15 protein-coding genes are annotated in these 14,890 nt (G+C 35.2%); all 15 read right to left on the bottom strand.

Features of this window, described 5'->3' with window-relative positions; translation table 11 throughout:
* Nucleotides 1–15: 15 nt before the first annotated feature.
* The 15 genes from F9279_RS22220 to metG all read right to left on the bottom strand — a co-directional run bounded on the left by F9279_RS22220 (nt 16) and on the right by metG (nt 14,497).
* Entirely contained in the window at nt 16–657 is a 642-nt protein-coding gene (locus F9279_RS22220; RefSeq protein WP_152116321.1) for a 50S ribosomal protein L25/general stress protein Ctc, read from the bottom strand.
* Between the two features lie 239 nt (nt 658–896).
* Nucleotides 897–1,853, bottom strand: a complete 957-nt coding sequence (locus tag F9279_RS22215) for a ribose-phosphate diphosphokinase (RefSeq protein WP_152116320.1) — start codon at nt 1,851–1,853, stop codon at nt 897–899.
* Nucleotides 1,854–1,950: 97 nt separating this feature from the next.
* Nucleotides 1,951–3,309, bottom strand: a complete 1,359-nt coding sequence (gene glmU, locus F9279_RS22210) for a bifunctional UDP-N-acetylglucosamine diphosphorylase/glucosamine-1-phosphate N-acetyltransferase GlmU (protein ID WP_152116319.1) — start codon at nt 3,307–3,309, stop codon at nt 1,951–1,953.
* Nucleotides 3,310–3,656: 347 nt separating this feature from the next.
* The gene (spoVG, locus tag F9279_RS22205) at nt 3,657–3,947 is read right to left on the bottom strand and encodes a septation regulator SpoVG (RefSeq protein WP_003347151.1); all 291 of its coding nucleotides are present in this window, start codon (nt 3,945–3,947) and stop codon (nt 3,657–3,659) included.
* Nucleotides 3,948–4,090: 143 nt separating this feature from the next.
* The gene (locus F9279_RS22200) at nt 4,091–4,465 is read right to left on the bottom strand and encodes a RidA family protein (RefSeq protein ID WP_152116318.1); all 375 of its coding nucleotides are present in this window, start codon (nt 4,463–4,465) and stop codon (nt 4,091–4,093) included.
* Nucleotides 4,466–4,484: 19 nt separating this feature from the next.
* Nucleotides 4,485–5,306, bottom strand: a complete 822-nt coding sequence (gene purR / locus F9279_RS22195; RefSeq protein WP_152116317.1) for a pur operon repressor — start codon at nt 5,304–5,306, stop codon at nt 4,485–4,487.
* A gap of 55 nt (nt 5,307–5,361) precedes the next feature.
* Nucleotides 5,362–6,231, bottom strand: a complete 870-nt coding sequence (gene ispE / locus F9279_RS22190; protein ID WP_152116341.1) for a 4-(cytidine 5'-diphospho)-2-C-methyl-D-erythritol kinase — start codon at nt 6,229–6,231, stop codon at nt 5,362–5,364.
* Nucleotides 6,232–6,558: 327 nt separating this feature from the next.
* Nucleotides 6,559–6,735, bottom strand: coding sequence for a small, acid-soluble spore protein, alpha/beta type (locus F9279_RS22185; protein WP_152116316.1), 177 nt, complete (start codon nt 6,733–6,735; stop codon nt 6,559–6,561).
* 179 nt (nt 6,736–6,914) lie between these two features.
* Nucleotides 6,915–7,178, bottom strand: coding sequence for a biofilm formation stimulator Veg (gene veg / locus F9279_RS22180; protein ID WP_152116315.1), 264 nt, complete (start codon nt 7,176–7,178; stop codon nt 6,915–6,917).
* Nucleotides 7,179–7,506: 328 nt separating this feature from the next.
* Nucleotides 7,507–8,391 (bottom strand): sporulation peptidase YabG, encoded by an 885-nt coding sequence (gene yabG, locus F9279_RS22175; RefSeq protein WP_152116314.1) that lies wholly within the window; start codon nt 8,389–8,391, stop codon nt 7,507–7,509.
* 159 nt (nt 8,392–8,550) lie between these two features.
* On the bottom strand, nt 8,551–9,438 hold the full coding sequence (gene rsmA, locus F9279_RS22170) for a 16S rRNA (adenine(1518)-N(6)/adenine(1519)-N(6))-dimethyltransferase RsmA (RefSeq protein WP_152116313.1): 888 nt from the start codon (nt 9,436–9,438) through the stop codon (nt 8,551–8,553).
* A complete protein-coding gene (gene rnmV, locus F9279_RS22165) occupies nt 9,431–9,991 on the bottom strand; it encodes a ribonuclease M5 (protein WP_152116312.1) in 561 nt (186 codons plus the stop codon). The genes rsmA and rnmV overlap by 8 nt, the downstream gene beginning before the upstream one ends.
* Before the next feature lie 189 nt (nt 9,992–10,180).
* Complete coding sequence (locus tag F9279_RS22160) at nt 10,181–11,359, bottom strand: G5 and 3D domain-containing protein (RefSeq protein ID WP_193224670.1); 1,179 nt, start codon at nt 11,357–11,359, stop codon at nt 10,181–10,183.
* A gap of 237 nt (nt 11,360–11,596) precedes the next feature.
* Nucleotides 11,597–12,364: a TatD family hydrolase gene (locus tag F9279_RS22155; protein WP_152116310.1), complete on the bottom strand. Its 768-nt coding sequence runs from the start codon at nt 12,362–12,364 to the stop codon at nt 11,597–11,599.
* A gap of 141 nt (nt 12,365–12,505) precedes the next feature.
* Entirely contained in the window at nt 12,506–14,497 is a 1,992-nt protein-coding gene (gene metG / locus F9279_RS22150; RefSeq protein WP_152116309.1) for a methionine--tRNA ligase, read from the bottom strand.
* Nucleotides 14,498–14,890: the final 393 nt, after the last annotated feature.

Here is a 14,890-nt window from a genome sequence, read left to right as displayed (position 1 = left end):
ATTTTGAATGGAATATTAATCTTTTGTTGTGTCAGGCTCTGTTTCTCTACCTTCGACGTTATCAGGCATTCCTTCCTCTTGCTGTTCCCCAGTACTAATTTCTTCCTCTTGTCTTGGTGCTAAAATAGACGCAATTACTTCTTCCTTATCGTGGTTAATTTCTATTTTAGCATAACCTTTGATATCTCCAACAGTAATTGTTTCTCCAACTTGAAGTTCACTAATATCAATATCGATACTTTGTGGGAAGTCAGTCGGCTTTGCAGTTACAGTAACTTCATGCAATGCTTGTTGAAGCACGCCACCATCTTTCACTCCACTAGCATCTCCAGTTAATGCTACTTTAACAGCAGCACTCATTTCCTTAGATAAATCTACTGCGATAAAATCCACATGAAGGATATTACGTTTAATTGGATCTGAATGATATTCATTTAGAACGACATTATGTGTTTTACCATCAACATCTAGAGATATAACGCCGTTTCTTCCAGCCTCTTTCATTACTTTTAAAAAGTTAGCTTCACTTAAAGAAATAGCTGTATTTTCTACTGCTGACCCATAAACAATCCCAGGAATGTCACCACTATTTCTTAATTTAGTTAAAGTAGAATGTTTTTCTGTATTTCGTTTATTTGCTTGTAATGTTGTTGTCATAGTATCACCTTCCATTTTTTATTCCAAAATAGTCTCTTATATAAAAAATGCCCTAAACTGCCACAATTTAAACATAGAGTCTTAAGAATAAAGAAAGAAGGGTAATCTTGTTTAGCTAGAATCCCTTTTATTACAATTGGTATTAGAAAGAAATATGCCCATACATTGCTCTTATGGAACTGCGATTAAAAAGTAATAGTCGCCTATCTTAAAAGATAGACGACTACGTATTAGAGATATTAATCGAATAAGAAACTTACAGATTGGTCTTGATGAACACGTAATATTGCTTCTCCTAAAAGATCAGCAACAGATAATTGAATAACATTATCAGAAAGCTTTTCTTCCGCTAGCTCAATAGAGTTCGTTACTACTAATTCTTTAATTTTAGAATTTTTAATTCTATCCATTGCAGGACCTGACAGTACTGGATGTGTACAACATGCATAAACTTCTTTTGCGCCGTTCTCTGCAAGTGCATTTGCTCCAAGTGTGATAGTTCCTGCTGTATCAATGATATCATCTATAAGAATAGCAATTTTCCCTTCAATATTCCCTACGATATTCATGACTTCTGCCACATTTGGCTTTGGTCTTCTTTTATCAATGATAGCAATAGGTGCTTTCAAACGCTCAGCGAGCTTTCTTGCTCTCGTTACCCCACCGTGATCTGGAGAAACAATAACAATATCTCCATCAAATTCACGTTGACTGAAATAATTTCCTAGAATTGGAACACCCATTAAATGATCGATTGGAATGTCGAAGAACCCTTGAATTTGAGGTGCATGTAGATCTAGTGTAATAACTCTTGTAGCACCAGCTGTCTCTAATAGATTTGCAACTAGCTTAGCTGTGATTGGTTCACGAGCTCTTGCTTTTCTATCTTGTCTAGCATAACCATAATAAGGGATTACTAAGTTGATGGTCTTAGCTGATGCACGCTTTAAAGCATCAATCATAATTAATAATTCCATTATATGTTCATTAACAGGAGCACTTGTAGATTGAATAATATATACATCACAACCACGAATACTTTCTTCTATGTTAATTTGTATTTCCCCATCACTAAAACGTGTTACAGAACATTTACCTAATTCCACTCCGATAGAAGCTGCGATTTCTTGCGCTAGGGCTGGATTTGAGTTTAAACTGAATACTTTTAAATTTGGATCTAAATTCTTAACTGGCATGCTGAACCTCCACTGGCTTTCTTCCAATAGTTTTTAGATGACCCATCAGAAAAAAGGAAACCATTTTTATTCTTCTTACTTAGTAATCTTCTCAAGGTTATTTTCTTTTGTAATTTTCTTTATTGATTTGACGAGCACGCGCTATTGATAACGCGTCAGATGGAACATCATCTGTAATAGTAGACCCTGCTGCAACATAGGCACCCTTACCAATATGAACTGGAGCAATTAGGTTAGAGTTACAACCAATAAAAGCACCATCTTCAATGGTTGTTAAGAATTTGTTTTCTCCATCATAATTAACTGTAATGGTTCCACAACCAATATTTACATCGCTACCTACTTTTGCATCTCCAATATAGCTTAAATGGGATGCTTTACTTCCTTTACCCATTTCTGCTTTTTTAATCTCAACAAAATTGCCAATCTTCACTTCATCATCAATAACAGAAGCAGGTCTGATATGAGCAAATGGTCCTATATTAACATGAGAACCAATTCTACTATCACTTGCTACAGATTGCTTAATAGCCGTATTATCTCCAACTAAACAATTATTTATTTCTGTATTTGGCCCAATAATACAATTTGATTCGATAGTCGTCATACCTGCTAAAGTTGAACCAGGTAATATAACTGTATCTTCCTTAATCGTTACGCTTGCTTCAATATAAGTGTTTAGAGGATCAATAATCGTTACTCCATTACGCATATGAAACTCATTGATTCGCTTTCTCATAATTGCTTCTGCCTCTGATAAAGCAACACGATCATTCACACCAATCGTTTCATTGAAATCCTCAGTTTGATAGGCAGTTACTACTTCGCCTTTCTTTTTTAGAATTTCAATTACATCTGGTAGATAATATTCTCCTTGTACATTTTCATTTGATACTTGATTAAGCGCCTCAAATAATAATGCATTATCAAATAAATACGTACCAGTATTAATTTCTGTAATTTTTCTTTCCGCTTCTGTAGCATCTTTATGCTCCACAATTTTTTCTACTACTCCAGATTGATTTCGAATAACTCTTCCATAGCCATCTGGTTTATCTGTTTTTGCTGTTAAGATAGTAGCTTTAGCATTACTTTTTTCATGATGTAAGAAAAGAGCTTCTATCGTTTCACTTGTAATGAGTGGTGTATCTCCACAAGCAACTAATGTTACTCCTTCTTTTCCACTAAGTAAGTCCTTTGCCTGTATAACTGCATGTGCTGTACCAAGCTGTTCTTCTTGATTTACATAATGAACATCACTACCAAGCTGTGCCTTCACCATTTCCGATCCAAAGCCAATTACTGCTATTATTTGGCTCACTTGTAATTTCGCCACTTGATCTACAACATGTTGAACCATCGGTTTGCCGCAAACAGGATGAAGTACTTTATATAACTTAGACTTCATTCTTGTTCCTTGTCCTGCGGCTAAAATCACTGCGTAACGAGTTGTCATTCATAGGCCTCCAATGTGCTTTTTATCCACTAAAAAATATATATCAAATACCCGCTAATTTCAAGGAAGGATTCACGATTTATGTATACTTCTGAAGATTTTTTAAATTAAACAGGCTATTTGGATAAATTGTTCTTACGCGTTGGCAATGAATGAGGTATTCATTGCCCTAAAAAAAGGAAATCTGATTTACCTATTATCATCTATGAGGATTAGAGAATGGAAATGCTTCTATGTTATATCATACTAAATATGAGGATAGTTTTCATTAGAAAATATAGGGATAGTATCTGGAACAAAAAAAAAGAGCCATACTCTCTTGAAGTAGGCTCTAGCTGCAGATTATTTTAAGAAGCCCCTGCTTCTTCAAACTCAACTTCTAATTCACCCAAGCGGTGGTATTCTGCTAAAACAGCTTCTTGGATTTTACCTCTTGTCCCAGAGTTAATAGGATGTGCGATATCTCTAAATTCTCCATCTGGAGTTCTTTTACTCGGCATCGCAACAAATAAACCATTATTTCCATCTATTACTCTAATATCGTGAACAACAAATTCATTATCTAGTGTAATAGAGGCAATAGCTCTCATTCGTCCATCTGTATTAACTCGGCGTAGTCTTACATCAGTTACTTCCATTCTGTTCACCACCTTTACTAGAAGATAAAATCTAGTTAATTAATTCAACAGAATTTTCGTAACTCCTTCTTTATAGATGAATTTTTTTAGAATATTTAGGATAAATTGCTGAAATTTGCTTAAAAATACCTTTTTTGTGGTATTTATTTACATAATGCAATAACTTCTATTTCAATTAATACATCTTTTGGTAGTCTTGCTACTTCTACGCAAGAACGAGCTGGCTTATGAGTAGAGAAATATTCTCCATATACTTCATTGATCGCTTGGAAATCGTCCATGTTTTTTATGAAAACAGTTGCTTTCACTACTGTGTCAAAAGTTGCACCTGCACTTTCCAAAACAGCCTGAAGGTTTTTAAACACTTGATGGGTTTGTTCTTGTACATTCCCTTCAAGAAGTGTTCCTTCCGCAGTTAGAGGAATTTGCCCAGAACTGTAAAACATATTATTCACTACTATACCTTGAGAATATGGTCCTATTGCTGCTGGTGCTTGATTTGTTTGAACAACTTTCATTTTCGTTTCCTCCTACCATTTATTTTTTGTCAAAGTAATTACCATTTCTAACAGATATGGTTTTTTCCTTCACATCTACACCAGATAATTTAACTAACGAAAGATAATCATCTACTAATCTTTCTTCTGCTTCTTCCGCTTCGACTAAGACTGCAATTCCTGCAACTACCGCATTAAATTCTTCTAGTAAACTAATCATACCATTAATGGTACCGCCAGCCTTCATAAAATCATCCACGATTAAAACTTTAGATCCTTCATCCAAACTTCTCTTTGATAAAAGCATTGTTTGGATTCTCTTAGTGGAACCTGAAACATAGTTAATGCTTACTGTTGAGCCCTCTGTTACTTTACTATCTCTTCTTACCATTACAACAGGGACGTTTAAATACATTCCTACAGCATAAGCTAAAGGAATACCTTTCGTTGCTACTGTCATGACGACATCTATTTCTGTATCTGAAAATGCGGATGCAAAAAGCTTCCCTACTTTTTGAACAATAGAAGTGTTTCCAAGTATATCATTCATAAATAAGTATCCACCTGGTAAGAGTCTTTCAGGGCTTTTAATTAGCTCACATAACTCATCTACAAATGGACTAGCCTCTTCATCACTAACTTTCACTTGATACTTTACTCCACCTGCAGCTCCAGGCAATGTATGTAGTGTCCCAATACCTCTTTGCTCAAACGTTTCCTTAATAATAGCCAAATCCTCACTAATAGAGGACTTGGCTGATTCATACTTGTCTGCAAAGTAAGATAACGAGACTAATTGCCTAGGATGCTCCAGTAAATAATTCGTCATGTCTATTAAACGCTCACTACGACGAAATTTCATAACCGAACCTCCAAAATCCGAATATTTACGGATAATTTTACATTATTATACGGATTTAATCAAGGGTATGTCGCTGTCCAATCATTCGAACGGCAAAAACTTGATCACAAAACCCTCTTAATCCGTTATAGACACGATTCATTCTAGAATCATGCTGTATTAATCCAAAGACAGTTGGACCACTCCCACTCATTAAAACAGCATCTGCTCCAAATTTATTAATCTGATCTTTTATTTGAGCAACTTCTGGATATAGTTTCAAAGTCACATTCTCTAATACATTTCCTACACTATTACACATAAGATCATAATCCTTTGAATGAATAGACTCAATCATACTTTTTGTATGAGGATGCGCAATGGTCTCCACATTTAACCTTTTATAAATATCAGCAGTAGAAACACCAATAAATGGCTTCGCTAAGATCACCCAGCATACAGGTGGGGCTGGTAGCTCTTGAATAACTTCTCCTCGACCTGTAGCGAGAGCGGTTCCACCATACACACAAAAAGATACATCAGATCCTATCTCTGCCCCAATGACTGCTAATTCATCTAAAGACAACCCTAAATTCCATAATTTATTTAAGCCTCTTAGTACTGCTGCCGCATCACTACTTCCACCTGCAAGTCCAGCAGCAACAGGAATATTTTTCTCAATTTTAATAGATACGCCTTCTTGTACATTAAATTTTTCTTTTAGAAGCTTTGCAGCCTGATAAGCAAGATTTCTTTGGTCATCAGGAACAAATCTATTAAGAGAAATAATCTGTATTCGGTCGCTATCTAGTAGCGTCAATTCAATTCTGTCAGCTAAATCTATCGTCGTCATAATCATCTCTACTTCATGATAACCATCTGGTCTTTTATGTAGTACATCTAATGATAAATTGATTTTAGCTGGTGCTTTAACTAAAAGCTTCAACATTTCCACCCACTTACATTCTTCTTTTACTTGAGAATGGATAAGTTTCCATTCTTCTATTCCTCTATTCCTCTATATGGATATAGTGATTTTACCATAAAATATGTTTGCACATACAAAAGAGATTGATTTTCTATGTAATATAATATCGATTTAATAGTAAGTTCGTTTCTTTTTTGAAAAAAAGGACCTATTATTAGCTCCTAGTATCTATACTACCTTTTTTATAGTATAGAGAAACTAATAATAGATCCATCCTTTTACCGTGAGTAACTCCATTATGATTCATTACAACAAGATGGACGTAAAGTGTCTTAATAAATATCTTTATTTAGAATCAAGAAGACTCTGTTCCGCTATTTCAATGGCGCGTTTCACCATATTCCCTGCGTCTTTTGCTCGAATTCCTCCCCAGCCCTCTTTCTGGACTACGTCATAGAAACCCAATTCCTTTGCTAGCTCTTCTTTAAATCCTTCAGACATTATTCCTCTTCGTCTACTCAAAGTGATTCTCTCCTTTCATCACTCACGGTAGATTTAGTATTTATCTAATTCATTTTTTTCATGTTATCTATTTGTTGCCAATAAAAGCAATTCATTATACATAGAATATTACTTTTTTCCATAAAAATAAGCAGTAAACAAATTGTTCACTGCTACTTATAGCCATAAGCAATATATAGTTAACTTAGAGCAACTTGTCCTGATGTATCTTCAAAGAAGGTAATTTGAACCGTTTCTGTTAAAACATCCGCATAGCTGTATGATACACGTTCAAATGCATTTTCATCCTGATCTAATTCCACTACAAATACGGATGGATAAGTCTCTGCTAGTACTCCTTGGCGCTCAATAGTCTTACGACGACCGCCATTTGCCTTCAGCATAAGTCTTTTTCCTAAATTTGAATCAAGAGCTTTTTTAATATCTGATAATGTTTTCGCCATTCGGTCCACCTCACTGTGTAAAGTATATCACACTGACACAACAGAGTCAAACAAAAATATAAATTATAACAATCTTTTTTAGAAGTTGTCAATAGATTTTATTCTTATTTTTCTCCGATTTTTCAACAAATTTAGTATATCCTCTACTTTTATAAATATGTAAAAAGTTTTTAATTTTCATATCTTTTCGTTTTTCATAGCAGCTTGTCTCCAAAAACAACAAAAAAACAGGTATTCTATGTCACCTGTTGCAATCTTAATATTTGTATCTTACGCTTTATTTTCATTTAACTAGTCAAATGGAAAAGCACAGTTTCCAACAGATAAATTATATCTCCTCTGGGTTGCTAGTGTGATATGGCATACCGGTTCTAAGGACACCCTTTGTCTCTATCCCACCAAGCCCCTTCTCACCAGTTAAAGTATTTCTTAGAACATCCCAAACATTTACCCGATCCATAAATGGAGTGAAGCTAATCTTGGCAACAATATATACTGGGTCTAGTGCATGTATATTGACTCTAGAAGGGGAGCTAGCGAAATTAGAACCTGCATATATAAGGGATTCAAAATGGGACTGACACGCACCTGCAAAAATCACCAGTTGATCTAAATGAGGCACTTTTCTCCTTGCTTCCCTTACAGCCTGAACAAAATATTTGGAGTGTCTATATGCATTAATATCTTTTTTATCACCGAGTGCTTTTGAATAGGCGTCATGACCAGTAATTACAAGAATATCTGGTCTATAATAATCAAGAAGAGCACTTATTCTAGTCGGCATTTCTTTCTCATTGCAGTGAACTCCATTGACTGGTATACCAATTTTCTCATATAAAGCTAGGCATTTTTTTAAATAATTCGGGTCACCATCTAAATGAAGAACCTTACCTGGTAGTTGAAAATAGTTGGATGGTTTACTATATGCATCAGTAGCCTGGTATTCTTGCTTTCTTTTTAACAAATTAACGTCTTGACGAAATAATTGTAGTGATTGCTCTTCTAATAATTGTACCTCTTGTGTAATCTTTCGCTTCATCGGTTGATTAATAACCAATAAATCGTCAAAAGGAGCATCTGCTATAAGGCGAAAGTCTTCTCCATACAGCACTGCTATCTTCTTTCCATTTTCTTCTTTAACGTCAATAATTCTAAATAATATATCACAGTTATAGGATTCTCTTCCGACAATATCCATCTTGTTTATATTCACTGGTGTCACCCCAATTAACCAAAAAACTAATCTTTGGTGGATTGTATTCCAACTTATCTTAAATAAAATATGCATACACCTAATAAGTTGTGAAGAGCGAATGCCAACATATAAACGAAAAGAGGATGCATAAATACATCCTCTAAACCCTACCTATCCCTATTGTAATCCATTCAACTTATTATATAAACAATCACTTAAGAGGCCAAACTCCTCAATAGAAAGAGATTCTCCTCTTCTATTCGGCTCTATGTTTGCTTCTTGTAGCGCTTCAATTATTAAATCCTTGTGTTCTTTTCCGCCTTCTAATTGACTTGATAAATTATTTAAGATGGTTTTTCTTCTTTGTGCAAAACTTGCTCTTGTCACTTTAAAGAAGAATTCTTCGCTCTTAACGATTACAGAAGGCGTTTCTCTTATTGTTAACCTAATCACCGCAGAATCCACATTAGGTTGTGGAACAAATACTGTTTTTGGAACAATCATCACTACTTCTGGTTTTGTATAGTATTGGATAGCTATAGATAAAGAGCCATACTCTTTCGTACCTGGCTTAGCCGATATTCTCTCCGCTACTTCTTTCTGAAGCATAACTACAATTCCTCTAAGCGGCAGTTTGTCTTCTAGTATTTTCATGATGATAGGGGTTGTCACATAGTAAGGTAAGTTAGCAACTAACATAATATCCTTAATATCTGCAAATTCTTCCTCTAACATTTCTTTTACATTTGCCTTTAATATATCTTGATGAATTACCTTTGTATTGGGATAAGGAGATAAGGTATCGTTTAAGATTGGTAAAAGTCGCTGATCAATTTCAAACGCCACTACCTTTTTACTTCTTTTTGCCAGTTGCTCCGTCAATGCCCCAATCCCTGGTCCCACTTCTATTGCTCCTGATTCCTCTGTGAGATCAGCGTGATCAACAATATTACGCAAGATATTTGTATCAATTAAGAAATTTTGACCTAAACTTTTCTTAAAAGAGAATCCATATTTATCTAAAATGGCTTTTGTTCTAGCTGGTGTCGCTATGTCTTTATACATTTCCTTCCTCCTGGCGTATTTCTTTTATAGCAATCGCAAATGCTTCTTTTGTTATCTGGAACATAGTAAGCCGTTTATGAAGCTGCTTTCCATTGGTATAACCGATTCTAAGCAATTTTCCTAGTTGCTCTCTCCGCTCCTTTGAACCTGCACCGCCAATTAACCCCGCATCTATTAAATCTTCTTTTGTAATGTCCACTTCCACTATTTCCTGCATCAGATGTGCATCTTTTAATGCCGCTCTTATTGCCTCTATAGAAGCATGCTCTACGCCTACTCCCTTACCGTGCTTATGAATAGCTTGATCCTTTGGAATAAAGGCATGTTTACATTCAGGGACATATTTTTCTATAGCATGGCGTATTTTTTGTCCTGGATAGTCTGGATCAGTCAGAACGATTACACCTCTCGTAGCCTGAGCTAGTTTTATCTTTTCTAATGTTTCTATATTAATGGCAGACCCATTTGTTTCAATTGTATCTGCATCAACTGCTCTTTTTACCGCAGTTGTGTCATCTCTACCTTCCACTACTATTATTTCTTTGAGTTTCATGAAGCCTCCAAAAAAAATTTAAAATTTGAAAAAAAAATGAAACATAATTGTAACATGAATCGTCTATATATACAGAGTATCATAACTAATTTCTTTTCTTATTATAGCTTAACTTTCTTTTTAAACAAATAAGTCAAGAAACGAGTAATAATAAAAAAAAGACAGAGGTTAAATCCCCTGTCCTGTCAATTAGTCGATAATCTTAATCTTTACCTGTCTATTGCCCCAACGATAAGCTTCAGCAGTGGTTGGGAAGAATACGTCAATTTTTTTCCCTTTAATACTACCGCCTGTATCTGCAGCAATGGCATAGCCATAACCCTCTACATATACTTTAGTACCTAAAGGGATGAAACTAGGGTCGACAGCAATTACTTTTGCATTTGGGTTAGCTTTCAGATCAATACCTGTGGCAGTCCGTCCAGAACAACCGTTACAACTTGCCGTATAGGCAGTAGAATTAACATGTACCTCTTTCCCGCTTTCTTCCCCGCGGGATGCAAGCTGTACATCCGTCTTCGTTCCAACAGTAACTACTTTATCTTGTTTTTCCGTTACTGTTTTCTCACTAAGTAGCTTTCTAGAAACTTCATTACCGTTTTCCTTTGTTACTTCAAACTCTTTGGAAACTAAGCCTTCTTTTCCTTCTTGGACTACTTGCTCTGTCCCTTCAGGTAGGCTGCTATCCTTTTGAGTAATAACGGCATAATTAATCGGTTGTTCCACTACATCGGTGACCTTTTCTATTCGTGTAATATTTACAACGGCATTTGCTTTCACTTTCTCTTTTAGATCTGGTTCAACTCGGTCTAATTGTGCAAGTGATATCTCTTGTTTGTTTAAAAAGTCAGCGACCGTAGTCGAAGTGGACCATACTTGTGTTTCCTGTCCTGCGTCTACAAGTGTTATTGGAAATGCGGTATGTACGACAATATCCATGTTATGTTTAATGCTAGAATCTAGTTTTTGGTTGATCTGATCATGCTCGTTCAAAGATACTTTTTGCTCTTCTAAAAACTCTTTAACAGTTCCTACTGTTGTCCAAACCGTTTTCTTCTCGTCGTCTTTTTGCCATTCAACCTGTTTTGCTTTCTTCCAGACAACCTCTAGGTCATCCGTAATCTCTGTGTTCAACGAGGGAAACACATAATCTTCTGAGCTAACAGCAATATCCAAATCATCTAATAATTCTTGTATAGTAGATGAGTGCGTCTCGATGATTTGCTTCTTGCCATCTAAGGTTAATGCCACTGAAGTCTTCGTCGTTTCATAAATAATAAACGTTAAAGCACTTGCGAAAACTATGAAACTCGCAATAAAAATGGGCATTTTCTTCTTGCTCAAAGATTTAGAAAACAGGTTTTTCATGTTTTGGATTACGATGAAAAACGCCTCCTTTTCTCTCGGAGTGATTATATAGAGTATCATGTCTGCTGTCAACCCTTAAGAATCTTTGAACGTATTTCTTATTATGCAAAAAAAGCGGGAGAAAGGAAAGAAAGAAATATCGACATAATTAGTCTATGAGAAAAGAAAGCAATGTAGAACGTTTAAGAACAAAGGGTTTTTAGGACAAACTCTATCCCCATTCGACACAAACCCTTATCATTTTATGCCGAATAATTTTTTTGCATTATCTGTTGTTTTTTTTGCCACTTCCTCATAAGAAATTCCTTTTATTTTTGCTATCTCTTCTGCCACTAATTTCACATAGCTTGGTTCATTTCTTTTCCCTCTGAAAGGAGTTGGAGCTAGATATGGACAGTCTGTTTCAATAAGCAAATGATCTAAGGAAATGGCTTCTGCCACCTCTTTAGGTTTTCGGGCATTTTTAAAAGTAACCGTTCCTCCAAGAGATATGTAAAAATTCATTTTTATACATTCCAATGCAGTTTCAACACTTCCTCCATAACAATGCATAATCCCTCCAACCTCTTCTGCTGCTTCCTCTTTTAGAATTTCCACTATATCAGCAGTTGCTTCACGATTATGAATAATTATAGGTAATTTTACTTTTTTAGCCAACCGAATTTGCTTTCTGAATACTTCCTTTTGTACATCCTTTGGAGACTTATCCCAATGATAGTCTAAACCCATTTCTCCTATTGCAATAACTTTAGGATGTTTAGCTAACTCCTCAATCCACGTTAAATCATCTTCCACCATATCAATAGCATCAACAGGGTGCCATCCTATACTTGCATAAACAAAATCATACTGCTCCACTAATTCCATCGCTCTTTTTATAGTTGGATGATCAAAGCCCACAACGACCATCTTTTCCATTCCCGCATCCAATGCTCGACTAATAACATCCTCTATATCCTCATTAAATTCCGTTGCATTAATATGTGTATGAGTATCAAATAACATCTTACCCATCCTTTCTTATAACTGACTTTACTAAATTCTATTTTGCTACCTCTTATAGAAAGGGAATTTGAATAGAGAAAAACATAGAGTCGTCTTCCATTTAAATCACCAAAGACGGCTCCATGTTTTTCTGTTTAAACCTTATTTTACCTTTGCACCTAATGGTAATGATTCATCTACAGTTGCAAGTGATAATACACCATCTTGGCTGCCTGCTAATATCATCCCTTGAGATAGCTCTCCTCTTAGCTTAACTGGCTTTAAGTTAGTAACACAAATTACTCTTCTACCTACTAATTCCTCTGGAGAATAGTATTTCGCAATTCCAGAGACAACCTGTCTTTGTTCATACCCAAGGTCTAATTGCAGCTTCAATAATTTATCCGCCTTTTTAATCGGCTCCACTTGAAGTACTTTTGCGACCCTTAAATCAATTTTCATGAAATCATCAATAGAGATTTCTTCTGATTCAGGAGCTTCTACTTTTACTTCTTCCTTCTTAGCCTCTTGTTTTACTGGACCTTGCATTTCTAATTTTATAAATTCTACTTCTTCTTTCATATCTAATCGCGGAAAAATTGGTTCTCCTTTTTCTACAACCTTATCGGATGGAAGCAACCCAAATTCTTTTAAGCTATCCCAATTTTTCAAAGATTCTTCTTGAATATTTAACTGGTCAAAAATTCGATTTGGTGTTTCTGTTAAGAAAGGCTTAATTAAAATAGCAATTCTTCTTAAAGATTCCGCTAAGTGCACCATTACAGTAGCTAGCTCTTCCGTTTTTCCCTCTTTTGCTAATACCCAAGGCTGAGTCTCATCAATATATTTGTTATTTCTACTAATCAACTGCCAAAGTGTTGTTAAAACAACAGAGAATTCCATCTTCTCCATGTGTTCTTTATACTTTTCAACAGTGTCTTTATGTGATTGAACAAGTGATTGCTCATATACTCCTTCTGAGCCTTTATAGACAGGAATCATTCCATCAAAGTACTTGTTAATCATTGCAATAGTACGATTTAACAGATTTCCTAAATCATTAGCTAAGTCAAAGTTTACTCTTTCTACAAAAGCTTCTGGAGTAAAGACACCATCAGATCCAAACGGAACTTCTCGTAATAAATAATAACGTAATGCATCTAAACCGTAACGATCAATTAACGTGACAGGATTTACAACATTTCCTTTAGACTTAGACATTTTTCCATCTTTCATTAAGATCCATCCATGTGCAAATACCTTCTTAGGAAGAGGCAGATCTAATGCCATTAACATGATCGGCCAATAGATGGTATGGAAACGCACAATTTCCTTCCCAACTAAATGTACATTTGCTGGCCAAAATTTGTTATATAGCGACTCATCCTCTGATCCATACCCAAGTGCAGTAATATAATTGGATAGGGCATCAATCCATACATAAACAACATGCTTTGGATCACCAGGAACCTTTATCCCCCAGTCAAAAGTAGTTCTTGAAACAGCAAGATCTTCTAATCCTGGTTTAATGAAATTATTTATCATTTCATTTTTACGAGATTCAGGTTGGATAAACTCAGGATTTTGCTCATAGAATGCTAATAATCGGTCTGCATACTTACTCATTTTGAAAAAGTATGATTCTTCTTTTACAAGCTCTACTGCATGTCCACTATCAGGGCTTTTTCCACCAATTATTTTTCCATTTTCATCATGAATAGGGTCAACTAGCTGTAATTCCGTATAATAGGTTTCATCGGAAACAGAATACCACCCTTGATATTCATCTAAATAGATATCTCCTTGATCTAACAACTTTTTAAACATTTTTTCAACAACTGCTGTATGTCTTTTTTCTGTTGTACGGATAAAATCATCATAGGAAATATCCATCTTATCCCACAACTCTTTTATGCCAGCAACTATTTCATCTACATACTCAATAGGGGTAATTCCTTTTTCTTCTGCTTTACGTTGAATTTTCTGTCCATGCTCATCTGTACCAGTTAAGTAACGAACCTCATACCCTCTCATGCGCTTATAGCGAGCCATTGCATCTCCAGCTACTGTTGTATAGGCATGACCAATATGTAGATTACCGCTTGGATAATAAATAGGTGTTGTAATATAAAATGTTTTCTCTTGTTTTTTCACTTATTTTCCTCCTATATAAATTAGTAAAATATGTAACTTTTCTTATAATAACCGATATTACTATTGTAACCATTCTTCCTTGTTATCGAAACAAAAAAATTGGAAGAATACAGCTTAAACATTGCCATTTTACCAATTGCCCCATCAAAATATACCTAAAAAGATGTATTCCTGCAACTGACTACCACTTAACTGCTCTTTTTCCTTTATGTGTTGGATTTTGTCGAAAATAGAACAAAATATAACAGGAAATTATACCCACTACTTTAGAATTCTGGTCTTCTGTCAAGAAAGTAGACACAAAAAAATGAGATATTTTTCTTCTCCAGCTACTACCGCACTTCGTTTGGTGGGGTGTTAGAAAGAATCACTCAAAAATCATGACTGATCCTT

Source organism: Bacillus sp. B1-b2 (genome assembly GCF_009183415.1).
GTDB lineage: Bacteria > Bacillota > Bacilli > Bacillales > Cytobacillaceae > Niallia.
Note: the sequence above shows the minus strand (reverse complement) of the source record. Positions and strands in the feature narration are given on the sequence as shown.